Raw genomic sequence first — 19,455 nt, 5'->3', positions numbered from 1 at the left:
GTCGTTCGCCGCTCAATCCGGAGGACTGCGCCGCTTTTCGCCGCCCGGTTCGTCGCCGGCCTCGACCGTATCCCCGATACGCTGCTTCGGCCGGCTCCTGCCGGAGCGACGAAAATCGGCTGCAGCGCAGCCCCATCCGAATTCCCAAACAGGCTCTGAGCGCATGATCGGAAGCCTCGCCTTCTCCGCGCCGCTTACCCTCGCCGCGCTCGCCGCATTGCCGGCGCTCTACTGGCTGCTCAAGGTGACGCCGCCGCGTCCGCGCCGCGTCGATTTTCCGCCGCTGCGCATCCTGCTCGATCTGCTGCCGGAGAAGGAAACCGTCGCGCGCACGCCCTGGTGGCTGTTGGCGCTGCGGCTTGGAGTCGCTGCGGCTTTGATTCTCGCGCTCGCCGCGCCGGTGTGGAACGCGCGCCGCGCCGTCATCTCATCGGATGGTCCGCTGCTGCTCATCATCGACAATGGCTGGCCGTCCGCGCCCGACTGGCGCCAGCGCGTCGCCGCCGCGGAGCAGACGCTCGTGTCGGCGCAGGCGCGGGGCCGCGCCGTGGCGCTGGTCGCGACCGCCGACCTCGCACAGGAGCCGTCGCTTGGCGACGCCGGACAGGCGCTCGAAAAATTGCGCGGATTGCAGCCGCAGCCGCATTTGCCCGAGCGCGGCGCCCATGCGGGGCGCATCGCGCAATTCCTCGATCGCCAGCCCGACATGGGCGTCGTCTGGATCGCCGACGGGCTGTCGACGCAATCGCCTGATCCCCTGATGGCCGAACTCGCGAAGAGGACAAGCGGCCGCACGATCGAAATCAGCCGCCAGCCGACGGTTGCGACGCGCGCTTTGGCCGGCGTCGACAATGGCGCGAGCGGATTGAATGTCCGCGTCCTGCGCGCCGATCTCGCCGCGCGCGGCGAAGCGCTGCTGCGCGCGCTCGACAAGAAGGGCCTGCCGCTTGGCGAAGGGCGCGCGAGCTTCAAGAATGAGGAGCTCGAAACGACGGCGCCGATCGATCTGCCGCTCGAATTGCGCAATCAGGTGGCGCGCGTCGAAATCCTCGACGAAGCCTCCGCCGGCGCCGTGTCGCTGCTCGATGGATCGCAGCGCCGCCGCCGCGTCGCCGTCGTGTCCGGCGGCACGACCGACACGTCGCAGCCGCTTTTGGCGCCGACCTATTATCTCACGCGCGCGCTGAGCCCTTTCGCGGAAGTGCGCGAAGGCCGCGGCGGTCCGGCCGAAGCGCTGGCGAGTCTGCTGCCGGAAAAGCCATCCGTCGTGATCCTCGCCGATGTCGGCGCGCTCACCGGCCAGGCGCATGATGATCTCCAGCGCTTCGTCGAGGAAGGCGGCGTGCTGATCCGCTTCGCCGGCACGCGTCTCGCCGCGGCGAATGACGATCTCGTGCCGGTGCGCTTGCGCCGCGGCGGCCGCACGCTTGGCGGCACCTTGTCATGGGAGACGCCAAAGACATTGGCGCCCTTCGGCGATCAGAGCCCGTTCAAGACGCTGAAGCCGCCGGCGGAAGTCTCCGTCACACGCCAGATTCTCGCCGAGCCTGATCTTTCGCTCGCGCCGCGCACCTGGGCCGCGCTGTCGGACGGAACGCCTGTTGTCACCGGAGAAACGCGCGGCAAGGGCGCGATCGCGTTGTTCCATGTCACCGCCGACACGTCCTGGTCGAGCCTGCCGCTGTCGGGCCTGTTCGTCGACATGATGCGCACGCTGGTCAACATGTCGCCCGCCGCCGTCGATGCGACGCGCACCGCAACGACCACATCGAATGCCGCGACGAATGCGACGCTGCCGCCGCTGCGCACGCTCGACGGCGAAGGCCGTTTCCGCGCTCCGCCTGCAACGGCAAAGCCCGCCCCCGTGAACTACGCCGAACATGCGACCGCCGATTATCCCCCGGGCTTCTACGGCTCGGCCGATGATCCGCTGGCGGTGAACGCGCTGCGCTTCGGCGACAAGATCGCAACGCTTGAATCCGCGCCCGCCGGCGTGGCGACGAGCACGATCGAAACCGTGCGCCCGATCGATCTCAGGCCCTGGCTGCTTGTCGCCGCGCTCATCGGCCTGATCCTCGACACGATCGCGACGCTGTGGCTGTCCGGCGCGTTCGCGCGCGTGCGCCGTCCGGCCGTCGCCGCCGCTCTTGTCGCGTTGGCGATGATCGCCGCCGCGCCGCGCAATGACGCATTCGCGCAAACGCCGCCCGCTGCGCCTTCCCAGACAACTCCGGCGCCGATTCCCAAACGCGACATCGACGCCGCGCTCGTCACCCGTCTCGCCTATGTCGTCACCGGCGACTCCGCCGCCGACGAAGCGAGCCGCGCCGGCCTCTATGGATTGACGCAGGCTCTCACCGCGCGCACCGCGCTCGATCCCGGCGAACCCGTCGGCGTCGATCTCGATCGCGACGATCTCTCCGTGTTCCCGCTGCTTTACTGGCCGATCGTTGCGGGTCGGCCGGCGCCGATCGAGGCGCAGATCCGCAAGCTCGACGCCTTTATGAAGAATGGCGGCACGGTTCTCTTCGACACGCGCGACTCGCTAAGTTCGCGTCCGGGCTCGCAGACGCCGGAAAACCAGCTTCTGCGCAAAATCCTCGGCGGGCTCGACATTCCCGAACTCGAACCCGTGCCGCGCGACCATGTGATCACCAAGGCGTTCTATCTCATCGATCATTTCCCTGGCCGCTATGACGGCGGCCAGACCTGGATCGAGGCGCTGCCGCCGGCGGCGGAAGACGGCCGCAGGCCCGCGCGCGCCGGCGACGGCGTGTCGCCAATCATCATCACCGGCAATGATCTCGCCGCCGCCTGGGCGACGAACCGGCGCGGCGAGCCGCTTTATCCCATCTCCGGCTCTGACAATCGCCAGCGTGAAATGGCGCTGCGCGGCGGCGTCAACATCGTGCTCTATGTGCTGACCGGAAATTACAAGGCGGATCAGGTCCATGTGCCGGCCCTGCTTGAAAGGCTGGGACAGTGAGCGTCGTTTCGCCCCTCACCCTGCGCGGCTGCGCTGACGCGCGCCGCGCTTTCCCTCTCCCCGCTGAAGCGGGGAGAGGGTGGACGGCGCGTAGCGACGGCCGGGTGAGGGGCAAAGCAAACATCAGCCCGATCATCGCCGTTCCCTGCGCGCAGCGGCCGGACATGAAGGCGCTGTAGCATGTGGAATATTTCCTTCGCGCCGCTCATTCCGACATCGCTCTTCACGGCTCTCGCGATTGCGACCGTTATCGCGGCCATCGCCGCGATCGCATTGAAGCGCGCGACCGGCGTGCTGCGGGCGCTCGCGCTCGCCGCCTGCCTGATCGCGCTCGGCGATCCCTCCCTGCGCAAGGAGGAGCGCGATCCGATCAAGGACGTCGTCGCTGTCGTCGTCGACAAATCCGCGTCGAACCGCATCGCCGGCCGCGCCGAGGAAACGCAGAATACGCTCGCTGAATTGAAGCGCCGCATCGACTCGACGCCCGGCCTCGAAAGCCGCGTCATCGAAGTGAATGATCTCGATGGCGGCGCTGACGGCACGCGTCTGTTCGCGGCGCTGCAAGCTGGTCTCGCCGACGTCGCTTCGAACCGCGTCGCCGGCGCGATCATGATCACTGATGGCGTCGCGCATGATATTCCGCTCAACGCCTCCGACCTTCCTTTCAAGGCGCCGCTGCATGCTTTGATCACTGGCCGCGCCAATGAGCGCGACCGCCGCATCGAACTCGTCGAGGCGCCAAAATTCGGCATCGTCGGCCGCGAGCAAGCGATCCGCGTGCGCGTGATGGATTCAAATCCTGGCGCTCCAGCCCGCATGAAGGTGATGCGCGACGGCGCGCCGCTCAGCGAGATGGATGTCGCGATCGGCCAGATCGTGCGCGTGCCGATCCGCATCGAGCATGGCGGCGCCAACGTCGTCGAACTCGAGGTCGCGCCGGCGCCGAACGAACTCACCACGGCGAACAATCGCGCCGTCGTCACGATCGAAGGCGTGCGCGAGAAATTGCGCGTGCTGCTCGTCTCCGGCGAGCCGCACGCCGGCGAGCGCACCTGGCGCAATCTTCTCAAGTCGGACGCCAATGTCGAGCTGGTGCATTTCACCATCCTGCGTCCGCCAGAGAAGCAGGACAGCACGCCGATCAACGAATTGTCGCTCATCGCCTTTCCGACGCGCGAGTTGTTCGGCGACAAGATCAAGGAATTCGACCTGATCATTTTCGATCGCTACGCCAACCAGTCGATCCTGCCGCGGCTCTACTTCGACAATATCGTCCGTTATGTCCGCGACGGCGGCGCGGTGATGGTGGCGGCCGGCCCCGAATTCGCCAGCAACGCCAGCCTCGCGACGACGCCTCTCGTGCAGGTGCTGCCGGCGCGCCCGGACGGACGCGTGATCGAGGAGCCCTATCTCGCCCGCATCACCGATCTCGGCCGTCGCCACCCCGTGACCCGCGATCTTCCCGGCGGCGAAACCGAGCCGCCCACCTGGTCCGAATGGCTGAGATTGGTCTCGGCGCGCGCCCAGGGCGGCGCGACCGTGATGGGCGGGCCGCAGGATCGCCCCGTGATGGTGCTGTCGCGCGAGGAGAAGGGCCGCGTCGCGGTGATCCTGTCCGATCACGCCTGGCTCTGGGCGCGCAATTTCCGCGCCGGCGGGCCGCATCTCGAGATGCTGCGCCGCGTCTCGCACTGGCTGATGAAGGAGCCGCAGCTCGATGAGGAGGCGCTACGCGGATCGGCCCGCGGCCGCGCCATCACCATCGAGCGGCAGACAATGGCCGACAAGGCCGCGCCCGTCATGCTGACCAGCCCGGGCGGGCGGCAGAAGATCATCGAATTGAAGGAAGCCCAGCCCGGCCGCTTCCAGGCCGTCATCGACACCGACGAGATCGGCCTGCACCGCATCGCCGACGACAAGCTGACCGCCTTCGTCGGCGTGGGGCCGGAGAATCCGCGCGAATGGCGCGACGTTCTGAGCACCACCGAGTTGCTGCGGCCGATCGCCGAGGCGACAGGCGGCTCCTCGCGCCGGCTGGTCGAGCGCGGCGATGCGCTGCGCATTCCGAACATCGTCATGATGCGCGGCGCGACCCGCTATGCGGCCTCGGATTCGATCGGCCTGCGCGCCAACGACCAGTCGATCGTGCGCGGCGTCGCCGTATGGCCTGTTTTCGTGGGCCTCGCCGGACTGCTCCTGCTCGCCTCGCTGCTGGTCGGCGCCTGGCTCGGCGAAGGCGGACGATTGAACCGCCAGCAGCGCGCCTGACCGCGCCTCCCCGGCGGCGGGAGGCCTTGATTCAACTTTCAGCAGCCTCGGAAACTTTCCCGTAACCATCGCCCGGAAAGGCGCCTCTTTCTGCGATGCAATTTGCAAAACATTAGAGGGATTCAAGGCAATCCGTGCCGATCCATTCGTTGACCGGACCGGTTCATGTCGCTCAGGATGTCGCCAGCCTCCGCCATCGCCGCGCTTCGCGCGATCGCCGGCGCTGCGCGCGCATGGGGTCGCGACACAAGCGGCGCGACTGCGCTGATGTTCGCGATGACCGCGGTGCCCCTGCTGATCGGCATCGGCGCCGCGATCGACTACACCAGCGCTGCGACGACGAAGACCAAGCTGGACGCCGCCGTTGATGCTGCGGCCCTTCTCGCAGTCGGCAAGAACGAGCTCACCAAGACGACCGCCGTCGCGCAGCAGGGCGCCACAGCGATCTTCCGGGCTCAGTCGGCTGACATCGCGCCGGCGACCGTCGCCTCTTTCTCGGCTCAGGTGACCGAAAACGGGCTCGTGCGCACCGCGGTCATGAAGTACACGGCGACGATGCCGACGACCTTCCTTGGCGTGATCGGCATGACGCAGATCGCGATCGCCGGCACGGCGACGGCGTCATCTTCACTGCCCGCCTATATCGACTTCTATCTGCTTCTCGACAATTCGCCGTCCATGGGCGTCGGCGCGACGACGGCCGATATCAACACCATGGTGGCGAACACGTCGGACAAATGCGCTTTCGCATGTCACGACCTGTCCGACCCCAAGAATTACTACAAGCTTGCGAAAAAGCTTAATGTAACGATGCGCATCGACGTGCTGCGCACCGCGACGCAGAACCTGATGGACACAGCCGACGCGACGGCTTCGATCTCGGGCCAGTTCCGCATGTCGGTCAACACGTTCGGCGTGAGCTGCACCTCGCTCAACACCCCTAACGTCGTCTCCCTGACATCGAACATGAGTTCGGCGAAGGGCCAGTCGAACAACATCGACCTGATGACGATCCCGAAGCAGAACTACAACAATGACCAGTGTACGGATCTCGACGGCGCGCTCGCGACGATGAACAAGTTGATTCCGGCGCCGGGCGACGGCTCGACGGCGGCCTCGCCGCAGAAGATTCTCTTCTTCGTGTCCGACGGCGTCGCCGACGCCTATTATCCCACGACTTGCACGAAGACGACGACCAACGGGCGCTGCCAGGAGCCGCTGACGGCGGCGAATTGCAAGACGATCAGGGACCGCGGCGTCAAGATCGCCGTGCTCTACACAACCTATCTGCCGCTGCCGACCAACAAATGGTACAATGACTGGATCGCGCCGTTCCAGAGCCAGATTGGAACAAACATGCAGGCTTGCGCCTCTCCCGGCCTCTATTTCGAGGTGAGCCCGACGCAGGGCGTCTCGGAGGCTATGACGGCGCTCTTCCAGAAGGCGGTCGCGCAGGCGCGCCTGACCAACTGAGATCGTAGCTAGAGCATGGCGCGAAAAAGTGGGAACCGGTTTTTCGCGATAGCCATGCTCTAAACTTTTAGAATCGATCACGTTCCCGCATTTTGATTGATTCAATCAAAATGCGGCGTGATCTAGCGCCGCTCTGTGCGCCAACGCACAGGCGGCGCCTCGCCTCCCCCCGCAAGACTGCGATGATGGCGGATGCGCGCGTCGCCGCGCGCTTATCGGGGAGAGTCCTATGATCAGCAGCGCGCTGTCTCCAGCCGAAGCGATGCTGTTGCTCGCGCCCGACAGGCCACAGGGCCGCGACGCGGTGAAGGTCACGCTGATGGCCCTGCTCGCCGAGCGCAAACTGAAGCTCGAGGAGACCGCGCGCAAGCTGCTCGGCATGACCATGAAGGCCGTGAAGCTGCGCGTGAACGGTCAACCGCAGGGAGAGCCTCCGCACGCGGCCTCGCTGATCGCCATGGTGCGCTATGTCGAACCGGTCGAGATGTCGCATCTCGTCGCCAATGCGAAACGCGAATATGGTTCGAACTTCCAGCTCTTCATCAGGAATTTCGTCGCGCCCAGCCTGATCGCACGCGGCCTGATGCAGGAGGTCGTCAAGCCGTTCCTGCTCGTGTTCAAGCGGCGCCGCTACGAACTCACGCCATCAGGCCAGATGCAGCGCAGCCGCCTCGAGGCAATGATCGCCCAGGCGCGCGACATTCCGGATTTTCTCGACACCGATCCGAAGAAGGCCGCGGCCATGGCGGTGGCGCTGGGCGGCCTGATCCTGCTGGTGCCCGATCTGCAACCTCATCTGGCTCAGCTCGGCAATGTCATGCGGCAGCAGCAGGGTTCGAACTCCGACAGCGGATCGTATGATTCATCATCGAGCGGTTCATCTTCGTCGAGCTCCTCCGATTACAGCTCGCCGGATTATACATCGACATCGGGCGCAGGCGGCGAACATCTCGACGTGTCAGGCGCGTTCGACTGGAGTTCGTTTGACTCCGCCGCCTTTGATTCCATGAGCGCCAGCATGGAATCGCTGGATTCGAGTTTCGACTCCGCCGCCGGCGACAGCGGAGGCGGAGACAGCGGAGGAGGGGACGGCGGTGGCGGAGGCGACGGAGGCGGCGGCGGGGATTGAACCCCGGCGATCACAGCGCGAGACTTCGCGCGCCCCGGAGACCTTCATGATGGCGAGCTCTGCAGCGACAATCGGGCAAAGCTACGCGCGACTTGTTGAACGCCTGCGCGCCGAGCCCGGCGTCGCCATCGGCCTGCAAGGCAAGAAGGGTTTCGGAGCCGATGCGCTGACGACCGGCGACAAGATATTCGCGATGCTGTCCAAGCAAGGCTTCACATTGAAGCTGCCGCGCGACCGCGTCGACCAGTTGATCGCGTCCAAGGACGGCGTCCGCTTCGATCCCGGCCATGGCCGCGCCATGAAGGAATGGGTGGTCATCACGCCCGGCCGCGAGAAGCTCTGGCTGCCGCTGGCGAAAGAAGCGCTGGCCTTTGTCGGACGCAAGGGCTGAAGCCCAGTCCCGCCGTCGTGCTCAGCGAAGAATGAGGAGCCAGCCTGCGACGCCGACAAGACCGAAGCCGGCGATATCGCGCAACCCGACAGCGGCTCCATTGACCAGCCATTCCAGCCCGATCGAGAACGCCATCTGCATCACGACCAGACAGAAGAACGCGTTCTTGACGCCCATTACCGGAATCGCGAACGCAATCGCTGGCACGATCGCAATCCCCATCACCCCGCCGATCAGAACCGGATATTGGCCATCATCGAAGAGGCGCAATCTGACGCTTTCGGCGATGTTCTGATAGAAATAGACGACAAGCGGCGCTGCAATCAGCGCGACAATGATGTGGGACCAGAAGATCGTCCCGATCAGGCCGATTTTCGTCTGCAATACGCCGTTAAGCTGTCCCTGGGCCACAATCAGCGCCGCGGCGAGCGCCAGCGCCATCACCGCGCCGACGATCATCCGACCTCCTGCGTCAGGCGCGCAATGAACTGGCGCATATATTCAGCGCGCTCGGCCGCTTCGCGCCGCCCGCTCATGGTGAGGAAGGCGTCCTCGATCCTGAACAGCCTGCTGTAGAAATGATCCAGAATATAGCGCTTGTCATCGAGCTCGCGCTTTTCCGCGATGATCTCGCTTTCATTGTAGAGCGCCGCGCCAAAGCGGCCGCCGACGACAAAGCAGCGCGCGATTCCAACCGCGCCGAGCGCATCGAGTCGATCCGCGTCCTGCACAATCTTCGCCTCGATCGTCTCCGGCGCGGTCCCTGAAAACGGGCTGTGCGCCGCGATCGCGTGATGGACCTGCTCGATTTCCTCAACGTCGAGCAGCCCTTCTCCCTGCAGCAGCTCGGCTGCGACAGCCGCGGAATGAACCGACGACGAAGCGCGAATTTCGCTGTCTTTTTCCGGAATCATGACGTCGTGCAGCCAGCACGCCGCAAGCACCACCCGAAGGTTGAAGTCGCCTTCCTGTCGTCCGATCCGTTTGGCGTTTTCGACGACGCGCTTGGTGTGAAGGACGTCGTGCGCCGGATCGATGCCGGCGCGCGTTCGCACAAACTCTTCAAGACGCTCTTCGAGATCCATCGACTAGAACTCGTCTTGCTCGAACTCGTCGAGATAGGCCGATGAGATCAGTTGCTCCCGCGCATCCGTCAGTTCGGATATGGCGCCAGGCGTCGTTTCCCCGCAAAGGATCACATCGATGCCATGAATGATCGCCGACTGGACCATATGGGCGTAACGACCGATTTCCCCGCCATCGACGAAATTGATGGCGTTTCCCTTGTTGGCGAAGAAAGTCGTCTTCTCGGCGCCAAGATTCGGGAACTTCCAGAATTCGCCAAAGGATTTATGGGCGTCGCCGAAATCGATGTCGAATTCGTCGTCCGCGGACGTCGCCGAAAAGACGAAGGTCGTCTTTCGTTTGGCGCGCAAATCCTGAAGCGACAGAGCGCGATTTCCGGTCGCGGAGAAGATGATGTCGGCGCCGGCGACCGCCCGCGTCCGGTCGGGAATGGCGTAGTTCAGGCACTTCGCCAGAACCCGCTTGCAGGAATCGATATCATAGATCGAAACGTCATATCCGTGGCGCTTCAAGGTGTCGGCGATGCTGAAACCGATCTTTCCAAACCCCAGCACGGTGATGCGCTTGGCGTGAAACGTCTCGCCAATATGACGCAATTGCCGTTCCGCCGAGAAGACGATCGCGCGGCCGACCCACCAATCCTCGAGCCGCTTGGTCTGGCTGCGGGCGACCGAAACGACAGGCATATCGCCGATATCAGCCTTGAGATAGCGCTGATGGCCGTTTTCGGTGTCCTCGACGATGCCTCTGATATTGCCGAGAAGCCCCTGACGTTTCCATTCCGGGACATGGCTGAAATAACCGCCGATATCGACGAGAATCGTCTCCTTGCCGGCGGTCATCCCATCCAGCAAGACCTTCGTCTTGTGCGGAGAGTCGCAGATCTCGCGCGACAGGATCTCGGTGTGGTGGAATCGTGACACGCGCCGCAGAATGTCCGGCTGCGCCGATTTCGGCTTCACAAGGATTCCCGATATGTCCGAAATCTCGCGCATCGCCTCAAGGAACGGCGGCAGGCTGCCGATGGCGTGACACACCAGCACAACGTTCGAACGCGCGCCTGACGTTCCCGCGCGAATCCTGTCGAAGAAATGTCTGACATTGCCGAGCGGGCGATCTTCAGGCGTCTCGACACGCACGATCCGAGCAACGTTCATCGCCCTGCCCTTTATCAAACAGAACATCGTGTTTGATGTTTATCGACTCTGGTCCGGCAATATTGCATTGATGTGACCCGGGGTCGCGGCGACAACTCCTGATTATGACAGGCTCAGCGCCATAGCCGACTTGCGATCGCGCTTGTGCAAATCGCTCCCATGGCGATCTGCGCGCCGGTCTGTTGAAATTCGCGAGCGCGGCAAACTTGGAGCATGGCGCGAAAAAGTGGAAACCGGTTTTCCGCGACGAACGCTAGCGTTCGCTCTGCGAAGGCCATACTCTAAACTTTTGGAATCGATCACGTTCCCGCGTTTTGATTGATTCAATCAAAATGCGGCGTGATCTAGCGCGCAGCGATCGCCGCGCCGGTTCCGATCATCGCTGCGCCCGCCACGCGATTGACGATGCGCAGGCGCGAAGGCGATCTCAGCCAGCGCGACGCGCCGCCCGCGAGATGAGCGTAGAAGCCCATCACCACGAGATTGATGGTGAAGACGGTTGCGATAATGATGAGCGAGTCGACCAAAGTCAGCGCATGCATGTCGAGAATGAGCGGCATCAAGCTCGCATGGAACAGGATCGCCTTGGGATTGCCGAGCGCGATCGCGGCGCCCAGCATGAAGGAGGCGCGGCCTCCGCCGGCGCTCGCCTCCGTCTGCGCAGCTGCTTGCGGCGCGGCGCGCCACATCTTGATTCCAAGCCAGATGAGGTAAGCGGCGCCAGCGTACTTCACGATGGCGAAAGCCCAGCCGAACACCGTCGCCAAAGCGGCGAGGCCAAGAAGCGCGAGCGTGACGAGCAGCGCGTCGCCAAGTCCGACGCCAACGCCGACCATGAGTCCAAGACGCGCGCTGCGCGACACGCCGGTCGAGATCACCGCGAACATGGAAGGCCCTGGCGTCACAGCCGCGAGAAAATGCGCCAGCGCATAGGCGAGAAAAGCCGCTAACGTCATCACATGCTCCCTAATCAAAACGCATTGTCCGCGCGGCTGATGATGAACCGCGTTTGCCGCGCTGGAGAATTGTCCACTCAGCCAGCGGCGCAACCGGAAAATCGCCGATCACATCATGTTGCGCAATATTGCAATCGAGCTTGCCTCGGGAACTGTAACTCCTTGTGATCGCAGACTTTGTCTTCGGGTGACGACGCCTGCGACACAGTTGCTCCGCAAAGATTCCCCAAGCTTTCCGCATTTGGAAGCGCCGATTTCGGTAGCGATCCCCCGTCTCGCGCGTTGAGCAACCGTGATGGCCATTGACCCGAAACGCTGAAATGGCGGGGCCGGCCATGCGAACTGCAACCATCGGAGGTCCCGATCATGAGAAAGACTCTTGTGACGCTCGCATCATGCGCAGCGATGGCGCTTGGCGTCGCTGCGACCCCAAACACCGCTTCGGCCCATCCGGCCGTCCTCGTGCCGTGGCTCGTCGCGGCCGGTGTCGGCGGTCTGGCGCTCGGCGCAGCGGCGGCGAATGCGCGGCCTGTGGCCGTCACCGAAAACCGCGCCTATTACGACGAGCCGGCGCCTGTCGTCGGCGCGCCAGCGGTTGGAATGCGCGATTGCTACCCGGCTCGCGCGCGCGTGAACGGCGCCTGGCGGCGCGTGCAGATCTGCCAATAATCACGATCTGCCCGTAATCGACTCGTCTCGCGACGATCACAAATGATCGTCGCGAGATGAAATTCAAACAAGCCGTAACGGCTGCATCACGCCTGTCACGCCGGCGAGCGCGCCGTCCTTCAATTCGAGAACCAGAAAACGCGCGGGATCGACGGGGCCGGGCAACGCCGCGCCTTTCGCCGGTGCGCGCTTGAAGCCGAAGCGGCTGTAATAAGGCTCGTCGCCGACGAGATAGATCAGGCTTTCGCCCGCGTCTTTCGCGCCATCAATCGAAGCCCTCATCAGCATCGATCCGACGCCGCGTCCTTCGAACGCGGGATCGACGGTCAACGGCCCCAGCATCAGCACCTTCGCCCCGCCTGCATTCGCAGGCGATACGCGCACGGAACCCACGATCAGCGTCGCGACGAAGGCGACGAAGCAGGCGGGTCGATAAGGCTGCGTTCCCTCGCGCACGCGGAACGCGGTGCGGGCGAAACGCCCGGGGCCGAAGGCGCGCTCATGCAGGCGCTCGATCGCCGCGGCGTCAGCGGGGAGTTCGGGGCGGATATCGAGCGAGAGCGCGGCCATGGCGCGCCGTTCAGTCAGCCGGCTGACGGTCTGTCAAGAACCGGCATGGCCGCAGCCGAGAAAGCCTATGCGCCGGCGACGGTTGCGTCCCCGGCCCCATCATGCGACCAGCGGCCACGCTTTCGCATGCGGAGCCGCCATGACACCCGGAGCCATGACTTTCGGAACCGACGCAAACGGCGTCTATCCCATCGCCCCGACCCCCTTCCTGCCCGACGGCGCAATCGACTGGGCGAGCGCAAAGCGGCTCTTCTCCTGGTATCGCGACATCGGCGCGACCGGCGTCACCATCCTCGGCATGATGGGCGAGGCGCCCAAGCTCGAACATGAGGAATCGATCGCGCTGGTGAAGTCCTGCGTGGCGGCCGTCGAAGGGTTGCCTGTCGTCGTCGGCGTCTCGGCCCCGGGCTTCGCCGCCATGCGCGCGCTGGCCCGTGGCGCGATGGAGCTCGGAGCCGCCGGCGTGATGATCGCGCCGCCGAACACGCTGCGCACGGACGACCAGATCGTCGGCTATTACGCGCAGGCGATCGAGGCGATCGGCAAGGATGTGCCCTTCGTCATCCAGGATTATCCGCTGCTGACCAGCGTCGTCATGACGCCCGCCGTCATCAGGCGCATCGTCATGGACAATCCCTCCTGCGTGATGCTGAAGCACGAGGATTGGCCGGGGCTCGAAAAGATCTCGACGCTGCGGAAGTGGCAGAGCGAAGGTTCGCTGCGGCCTCTCTCGATCCTCACCGCCAATGGCGGCCTCTTCCTCGATTTCGAGATGGAGCGCGGCGCCGACGGCTCGAACACCGGCTACGCCTTCCCGGAAATGCTGATCGACGTCGTGAAATTCGCCAAGGCGGGCGAGCGCGACAAGGCGCATGACCTGTTCGACGCGCATCTGCCGCTGCTGCGCTATGAACAGCAGATGGGAGTCGGCCTTGCGGTGCGGAAATATGTGCTCATGCGCCGCGGAGTGCTGACCCATGACGCCCAGCGCCGGCCGGGCGCGCCGCTCTCGGTGACGGCGAAGGCGGAGGTGGACTATCTCCTCACGCGCCTCGCCCGTTTCGACAAGCGCGCGGGATCGCTGCTCGCCGCCTGAGGGGGAGCCTTCCCTAGCGGAGGGGCGCGGCTGGCCCTCAAGTTGCTTGGCCCTTTGGCCATGAGGGCACAATGTCAGGATCGATGTCTGCCGATCTGAAAATCCTGATCGTGGACGAGAACCTGCTCCGCGCTGCGGTGATCGAGGAAGGCTTGCGCGACGCCGGCCATCACGACATCACCGTGCTGTCGAACATGCAGGGGCTGGTGCGCGACATCGCCGCCATCGACCCCGACGTCATCGTCATCGATCTCGAAAATCCGAGCCGCGACTCGCTTGAGCAGATGTTCCAGGTGAGCCGGGCCGTGGCGCGTCCGATCACCATGTTCGTCGATCAGTCCGACAGCGAATCGATTCAGGCGTCGGTCGAAGCCGGCGTTTCCGCGTACATCGTCGACGGGCTGAAGAAGGAACGCATGAAGGCGATTCTCGACACCTGCATCTCCCGCTTCAACGCCTTCCGCAAATTGCGCGAGGAGCTGGAGCAGACGAAATCCGAACTCGAGAATCGCAAGATCATCGACCGCGCCAAGGGCGTGCTGATGAAGATGAAAGGTCTCAGCGAAGACGAGGCCTATGCGACGTTGCGGCGCACCGCGATGAACGAGAAGCGCAAGATGGTCGACGTCGCCCGCGCGCTTCTGACCGCGTCGGAGATGTTGAAATGACGACGACGCTGAATGTCGGCTTCATCCCGCTGATGGATATCGGCCTGCTTGTCGCCGCGCGCGACGAAGGATTCGCAGCCGATGAAGGCGTTGATCTGAAGCTGGTGCGCGAGGCGTCCTGGACCAATCTGCGCGACAAGCTGCATGTCGGTCTCTTCGATGCGGCGCATATGCTCGCGCCGGCCGCGATCGCGTCTTCACTTGGCCTCGGCCATCTCACCGTGCCGATGATCTGTCCGATTGGACTGCATCTCAATGGCAACGCCATCACCGTCTCGAACCGCATGCATGAAGAGCTTGCGGCTGCCGCAGAGGGCGATCTCGCCGATCCCGCCTGCTCGGCGCGCGCGCTCGCAAAGGCGACGGAGGCGCGTCGCGCGAAAGGCCTCGCGCCGCCCGTCTTTGCGATGGTCTTCACCTTCTCCACGCATCACTATCTCCTGCGGCAGTGGATTTCGGCCGGCGGTCTCAAGCCTGACATCGACGTGCCGCTGACGGTGATCCCGCCGCCCTTCATGGTGCGCGCGCTGGAGTCGGGACAGATCGACGGCTTCTGCGTCGGGGCGCCGTGGAACAGTCTCGCCGCCGCGCGCGGAATAGGACGGATTCTCCATTTCGGCCTCGATCTCGTCGCCGATTGTCCCGACAAGATGCTCGCGATTCCCGCCGCTCAGGCCGAACGGCTTGGACCGGCGATTGCCGGGCTGATGCGCGCGCTCGTCAATGCGGCGCGCTGGACAACCGAGCCCGGCAATCTCGGCCGCCTCGCCCGCAGTCTCGCCGCGCCCGACGTGCTCGACATGCCGGGCGGCGCGATCGAACGCGTGCTGGTCGGCCGTTTGACGATGGGCGCCGGCGCGCCCGACCGGATTGACCCTGTTTATCTGCGTCTTGATGAAAACGCGCTGGCTCCGACTCCCGCTCGCTTCAACTGGGTGTTCGACGCCATGGTCGCGGCGGGCCACGCACCTTCCGAACCCGCGCAAAGAGCGCGCGCGGCTGAAGTGTTCCGGCCGGATATGTTCGCGCGCGCCGTTGGCGCCGTAAGCGGCGGCGAGGCGCCGCTGGTCCGCCTCTAACCAGATTTCAGGCGCCGGATTTCACGGCGCGCGCCTCAATCTTGTGCGATGCACAAATTTCGGGCGCCCTCGCAGTGAGGGGCTATCGCACTGAAATAAATCGCTCTTTTCTCCACCCCAGCCGATTTCCAAACTGGCACGGAGTTTGAAAGGAGGAGAATGACAGCCGCCGATGATGACGGTCGTCGCGCCTCTTACGATGGCCGTTCAGCAACGCCGCTGACGCGTCTGGTTCTCCGAGCAGAGCTGGGCCCGTGCAGCGGCTTTTCGTTTTCGGCGCGACGATGGCGGCACACCGCGGAGACCGAAGTTCATGAAGGCGAAGGCCAGAACAGAGACGAAGGCGGCGACCCTCTCCAGCGAGGGCGCGAGCCGCAGGGCGCTGCTCAAGCTGACCGGCGCCGCCGCCGCGGCCTTCGCTGCAAAGGCGATGTTTCCGTCGGGCGCGTTTGCGCAAGGCGCCGGGCCCGAGGTGAAGGGGACGAAGCTTGGCTACATCGCGCTGACCGACGCCTCGCCGCTCATCATCGCGAAGGAGAAGGGCCTCTTCGCGAAATACGGCCTGCCGGACATGGACATCCAGAAGCAGGCTTCGTGGGGCGCGACGCGCGACAACATCGCCCTCGGCACGAAGGCGAACGGCATCGACGGCGCGCACATCCTGCGCCCGAAGGTCCATCTCTACACCACCGGCAAGGTGATGCAGAACAACCAGCCGACGCCGATGTACACGCTGCTCAATCTGAATTTCGATTGTCAGGCGATTTCGGTCTCCAACGAATTCAAGGATCTCAACGTCCAGAAGGATTCATCGGTCCTCAAGGCGGCGTTCGAGAAGAAGAAGGCGGCCGGCAAGGAAGTGAAGGTCGCGATGACCTTTCCGGGCGGCACGCACGATCTCTGGATCCGCTACTGGCTCGCGGCCGGCGGCATCGATCCTGACAAGGACGTTTCAACCATCACCGTGCCGCCGCCGCAGATGGTGGCCAACATGAAGGTCGGCACCATGGACGCCTTCTGCGTCGGCGAGCCCTGGAACGAACAGCTCGTCCACCAGAATATCGGCTTCACTGCGCTGACCACGGGCGAGCTCTGGTTCAAGCATCCGGAAAAGGCGCTCGCCATGCGCGCCGACTGGGTCGACGCCAATCCCAAGGCTGCGCTCGCCATCATGATGGCGACCATGGAAGCCCAGCAATGGTGCGAGAAGATGGAGAACAAGCAGGAGATGGCCGAGATCATCGGCCGTCGCCAATGGTTCAACGTGCCCGTTCCCGACATCATCGGCCGCATCAAGGGCGACATCAATTATGGCAATGGCCGCACCGCGACCGGCACGAATCTGTTGATGAAATTCTGGGGCGAGAATGGCGAGGTGTCGCGGCCCTGGAAGAGCCACGACGCCTGGTTCATCACCGAGAACATGCGCTGGGGCAAATTCGAACCGACGCTCGATATCAAGGGCCTCATCGACAAGACCAACCGCGCCGACCTCTGGACCGAGGCCGCGAAAGCGATCGGCGTCGCCAATCCCGCAAGCGGCGACTCGCGCGGCAAGGAGACCTTCTTCGACGGCAAGGTCTTCGATCCTGAAAATCCGACCGCCTATCTCGCGGCTCTTTCGATCAAGCGCGTCGCGTAAGCGCGGCGCTCTCTTCATTCATCTCACGGCGAGGGGTCATGTCGGTCACTGCATTGAGACGCAATTCGGGAACCGGAACCGTTGCTGCGCAAACCGCGACGACCGACGTCGAGGAGCAGAACGTCATTCTGCTTGATCCCCCGAAGCCGCCGATCGGGCCACGACTGAAGGCGGTCGCGCAGAATGTCGTCTTCAACGTCGCGCCGCCGCTGATCGTCGTCGCGATCCTGCTGCTCATCTGGCAGATCGCCTTTGGCCGCGCCGGCTCCTCGCTGCCGCCGCCGAGCGTGATCTGGAACGAGGCGAAGGACCTCATCGTCGATCCTTTCTTCGTCAACGGCCCGCAGGATATCGGCCTTGGCTGGCGCGTGCTGACCTCGCTGCAGCGCGTCGCGATCGGCTTCGGCCTCGCCGCCGTCGTCGGCGTTCTCATCGGCGCCGTGATCGGCCAGTCGATCTGGGCGATGCGCGGACTTGATCCCGTCTTTCAGGTGTTGCGCACCGTGCCGCCGCTTGCCTGGCTGCCGATTTCTCTCGCAGCCTTCCGCGACGCGCATCCGTCCGCGATCTTCGTGATCTTCATCACCGCGATCTGGCCGGTGATCATCAACACAGCCGTCGGCATCAGGAACATTCCGCAGGATTATCGCAACGTCGCGCAGGTGCTGCGGCTCAATCACGTCGAATTCTTCTTCAAGATCATGATCCCGTCCGCGGCGCCTTACATCTTCACGGGCTTGCGCATCGGCGTCGGCCTGTCCTGGCTCGCGATCGTCGCAGCCGAAATGCTGACCGGCGGCGTCGGCATCGGCTTCTTCATCTGGGACGCCTGGAACTCGTCGCGGCTGCCCGACATCGTCGTGGCGCTCATCTATATCGGCGTGGTCGGTTTTGTCCTCGATCGCCTCGTGGCGGCGATCGGGCGGCTGGTCACCCACGGCGTCTCCGTGAGCTGAGGGACTGACATGACCGGCTATCTCAAACTCGACGGCATCGACAAGAGCTTCACCCGCGGCTCAAACCGCACCGAAGTTCTGAAAGACATCAATCTTATCATCAACGAAGGCGAGTATGTCTCGATCATCGGCCATTCCGGCTGCGGCAAGTCGACCTTGCTCAATCTCATCGCCGGGTTGACGCAGGTTTCGGCAGGCGCGGTGCTGCTCGACAACAAGGAAGTGAACAGTCCGGGACCCGAGCGCGCGGTGGTGTTCCAGAACCATTCGCTGCTGCCCTGGCTCACCGTCTACGACAATGTCGCGCTCGCGGTGAACAAGGTGTTCTCCGGCGTCAAGACGAAGGCCGAGCGGCATGACTGGATCATGCATAATCTCGGCCTCGTGCAGATGACGCACGCCGCCGACAAGCGGCCCGCCGAAATCTCCGGCGGCATGAAGCAGCGCGTCGGCATCGCGCGCGCGCTCTCGATGGAGCCGAAGATCCTGCTGCTCGACGAACCCTTCGGCGCCCTCGATGCGCTGACCCGCGCGCATTTGCAGGACTCGATCATGGAAATCCATGCGCGCCTCCGCAACACGATGATCATGATCACCCATGACGTCGACGAGGCCGTGCTGCTGTCGGACCGCATCGTGATGATGACCAACGGACCCGCCGCGCGCATCGGCGACATTCTCGAAGTGCCGCTGCCGCGTCCGCGCGAGCGCCTCGCTGTGGCGTCGAATCCCACCTACCTGAAATGCCGTGAGAGCGTGCTGCGCTTCCTCTATGAGCGCCATCGCTACGTCGAGGCTGCGTGATCGACGCCTTTTGAAGTGCGCAGCCGCACCGACGGGACAAGAGCTGCATCATCTGAGCGAGACGGGCGAATTCCCGCATCGCTGATCAGGAGATCACACTCATGACGCCGCAACAGATCGCAGACGTTCAATCAAGCTTCGCCAAGGTCGCGCCCATCGCCGAGACGGCCGCCGGGCTCTTCTACAACAGGCTTTTCGAAACCACGCCTGAAGTGAAGCCTTTCTTCAAGGGCGACATCAAGGAGCAGGGACGCAAGCTGATGGCGACTTTGTCCGTCGTCGTGAAAGGATTGAACGATCTCGGCGCGATCGTTCCCGTCGCGCAGAAGCTCGCGGTCCGCCATGTCGATTATGGCGTGAAAGCCGAGCATTACGCGCCCGTCGGCGCGGCGCTGCTGTGGACGCTTGAACAGGGCCTTGGCGACGACTTCACGCCCGACGTGAAATCCGCATGGGCGGCCGCCTATGGCGCGCTATCAGGCGTGATGATCGAAGCCGCTTATCCCGCAAAGGCGGTCGCCTGAT

Annotated in this window: 18 protein-coding genes; 13 read left to right on the top strand and 5 right to left on the bottom strand. The window is 64.1% G+C overall.

Annotation, left to right across the window (positions count from 1 at the left end; all coding sequences use genetic code 11):
- The first annotated feature begins 163 nt into the window (after positions 1-163).
- The 5 genes from L8F45_RS01930 (at position 164) to L8F45_RS01910 (ending at position 8,247) form a co-directional block, all read left to right on the top strand.
- A complete protein-coding gene (locus tag L8F45_RS01930; protein ID WP_342361197.1) occupies positions 164-2,986 on the top strand; it encodes a DUF4159 domain-containing protein in 2,823 nt (940 codons plus the stop codon).
- Positions 2,987-3,166: 180 nt separating this feature from the next.
- Positions 3,167-5,254, top strand: a complete 2,088-nt coding sequence (locus L8F45_RS01925) for a hypothetical protein (protein WP_342361196.1) — start codon at positions 3,167-3,169, stop codon at positions 5,252-5,254.
- 165 nt (positions 5,255-5,419) lie between these two features.
- Positions 5,420-6,727, top strand: coding sequence for a TadE/TadG family type IV pilus assembly protein (locus tag L8F45_RS01920; RefSeq protein ID WP_342361195.1), 1,308 nt, complete (start codon positions 5,420-5,422; stop codon positions 6,725-6,727).
- Positions 6,728-6,956: 229 nt separating this feature from the next.
- Positions 6,957-7,856 (top strand): hypothetical protein, encoded by a 900-nt coding sequence (locus tag L8F45_RS01915; protein ID WP_342361194.1) that lies wholly within the window; start codon positions 6,957-6,959, stop codon positions 7,854-7,856.
- Between the two features lie 46 nt (positions 7,857-7,902).
- Complete coding sequence (locus L8F45_RS01910) at positions 7,903-8,247, top strand: MmcQ/YjbR family DNA-binding protein (protein WP_342361193.1); 345 nt, start codon at positions 7,903-7,905, stop codon at positions 8,245-8,247.
- Positions 8,248-8,268: 21 nt separating this feature from the next.
- Here the strand turns inward: L8F45_RS01910 and L8F45_RS01905 are convergent, their stop codons facing one another.
- From L8F45_RS01905 to L8F45_RS01890, 4 genes are all read right to left on the bottom strand, one after another.
- Positions 8,269-8,706 carry a DMT family transporter gene (locus L8F45_RS01905; RefSeq protein ID WP_342361192.1) on the bottom strand — a complete coding sequence of 146 codons (438 nt, stop codon included), beginning with the start codon at positions 8,704-8,706 and terminating at the stop codon, positions 8,269-8,271.
- Entirely contained in the window at positions 8,703-9,332 is a 630-nt protein-coding gene (locus L8F45_RS01900; protein WP_342361191.1) for an HD domain-containing protein, read from the bottom strand. The genes L8F45_RS01905 and L8F45_RS01900 overlap by 4 nt, the downstream gene beginning before the upstream one ends.
- 3 nt (positions 9,333-9,335) lie before the next feature.
- Complete coding sequence (locus L8F45_RS01895) at positions 9,336-10,490, bottom strand: Rossmann-fold NAD(P)-binding domain-containing protein (RefSeq protein WP_342361190.1); 1,155 nt, start codon at positions 10,488-10,490, stop codon at positions 9,336-9,338.
- Positions 10,491-10,834: 344 nt separating this feature from the next.
- A complete protein-coding gene (locus tag L8F45_RS01890) occupies positions 10,835-11,446 on the bottom strand; it encodes a LysE family translocator (protein WP_342361189.1) in 612 nt (203 codons plus the stop codon).
- Between the two features lie 366 nt (positions 11,447-11,812).
- On the opposite strand from L8F45_RS01890, the gene L8F45_RS01885 reads away from it, so the two are divergent.
- A complete protein-coding gene (locus L8F45_RS01885; RefSeq protein WP_342361188.1) occupies positions 11,813-12,115 on the top strand; it encodes a hypothetical protein in 303 nt (100 codons plus the stop codon).
- A gap of 63 nt (positions 12,116-12,178) precedes the next feature.
- On the opposite strand, the gene L8F45_RS01880 is transcribed toward L8F45_RS01885, so the two are convergent.
- A complete protein-coding gene (locus L8F45_RS01880) occupies positions 12,179-12,685 on the bottom strand; it encodes a GNAT family N-acetyltransferase (RefSeq protein WP_342361187.1) in 507 nt (168 codons plus the stop codon).
- 154 nt (positions 12,686-12,839) lie between these two features.
- On the opposite strand from L8F45_RS01880, the gene L8F45_RS01875 reads away from it, so the two are divergent.
- The 7 genes from L8F45_RS01875 to L8F45_RS01845 all read left to right on the top strand — a co-directional run bounded on the left by L8F45_RS01875 (position 12,840) and on the right by L8F45_RS01845 (position 19,454).
- The gene (locus L8F45_RS01875) at positions 12,840-13,781 is read left to right on the top strand and encodes a dihydrodipicolinate synthase family protein (protein WP_342363346.1); all 942 of its coding nucleotides are present in this window, start codon (positions 12,840-12,842) and stop codon (positions 13,779-13,781) included.
- An 83-nt stretch (positions 13,782-13,864) separates the two neighbouring features.
- Positions 13,865-14,449 (top strand): ANTAR domain-containing response regulator, encoded by a 585-nt coding sequence (locus L8F45_RS01870; protein WP_342361186.1) that lies wholly within the window; start codon positions 13,865-13,867, stop codon positions 14,447-14,449.
- Entirely contained in the window at positions 14,446-15,528 is a 1,083-nt protein-coding gene (locus tag L8F45_RS01865; RefSeq protein ID WP_342361185.1) for a CmpA/NrtA family ABC transporter substrate-binding protein, read from the top strand. Before L8F45_RS01870 ends, L8F45_RS01865 begins: the two co-directional genes overlap by 4 nt.
- A 313-nt stretch (positions 15,529-15,841) precedes the next feature.
- Positions 15,842-17,170: a CmpA/NrtA family ABC transporter substrate-binding protein gene (locus tag L8F45_RS01860; RefSeq protein WP_342361184.1), complete on the top strand. Its 1,329-nt coding sequence runs from the start codon at positions 15,842-15,844 to the stop codon at positions 17,168-17,170.
- A gap of 38 nt (positions 17,171-17,208) precedes the next feature.
- Positions 17,209-18,126 (top strand): nitrate ABC transporter permease, encoded by a 918-nt coding sequence (gene ntrB, locus L8F45_RS01855; protein ID WP_342361183.1) that lies wholly within the window; start codon positions 17,209-17,211, stop codon positions 18,124-18,126.
- 9 nt (positions 18,127-18,135) lie between these two features.
- Positions 18,136-18,930 (top strand): ABC transporter ATP-binding protein, encoded by a 795-nt coding sequence (locus L8F45_RS01850; protein WP_342361182.1) that lies wholly within the window; start codon positions 18,136-18,138, stop codon positions 18,928-18,930.
- Between the two features lie 101 nt (positions 18,931-19,031).
- The gene (locus L8F45_RS01845) at positions 19,032-19,454 is read left to right on the top strand and encodes a globin family protein (RefSeq protein WP_342361181.1); all 423 of its coding nucleotides are present in this window, start codon (positions 19,032-19,034) and stop codon (positions 19,452-19,454) included.
- Position 19,455 lies beyond the last annotated feature (1 nt).

Source organism: Terrirubrum flagellatum (assembly GCF_022059845.1).
GTDB classification, from domain to species: Bacteria; Pseudomonadota; Alphaproteobacteria; order Rhizobiales; family Beijerinckiaceae; genus Terrirubrum; species Terrirubrum flagellatum.
Note: the sequence above shows the minus strand (reverse complement) of the source record. Positions and strands in the feature narration are given on the sequence as shown.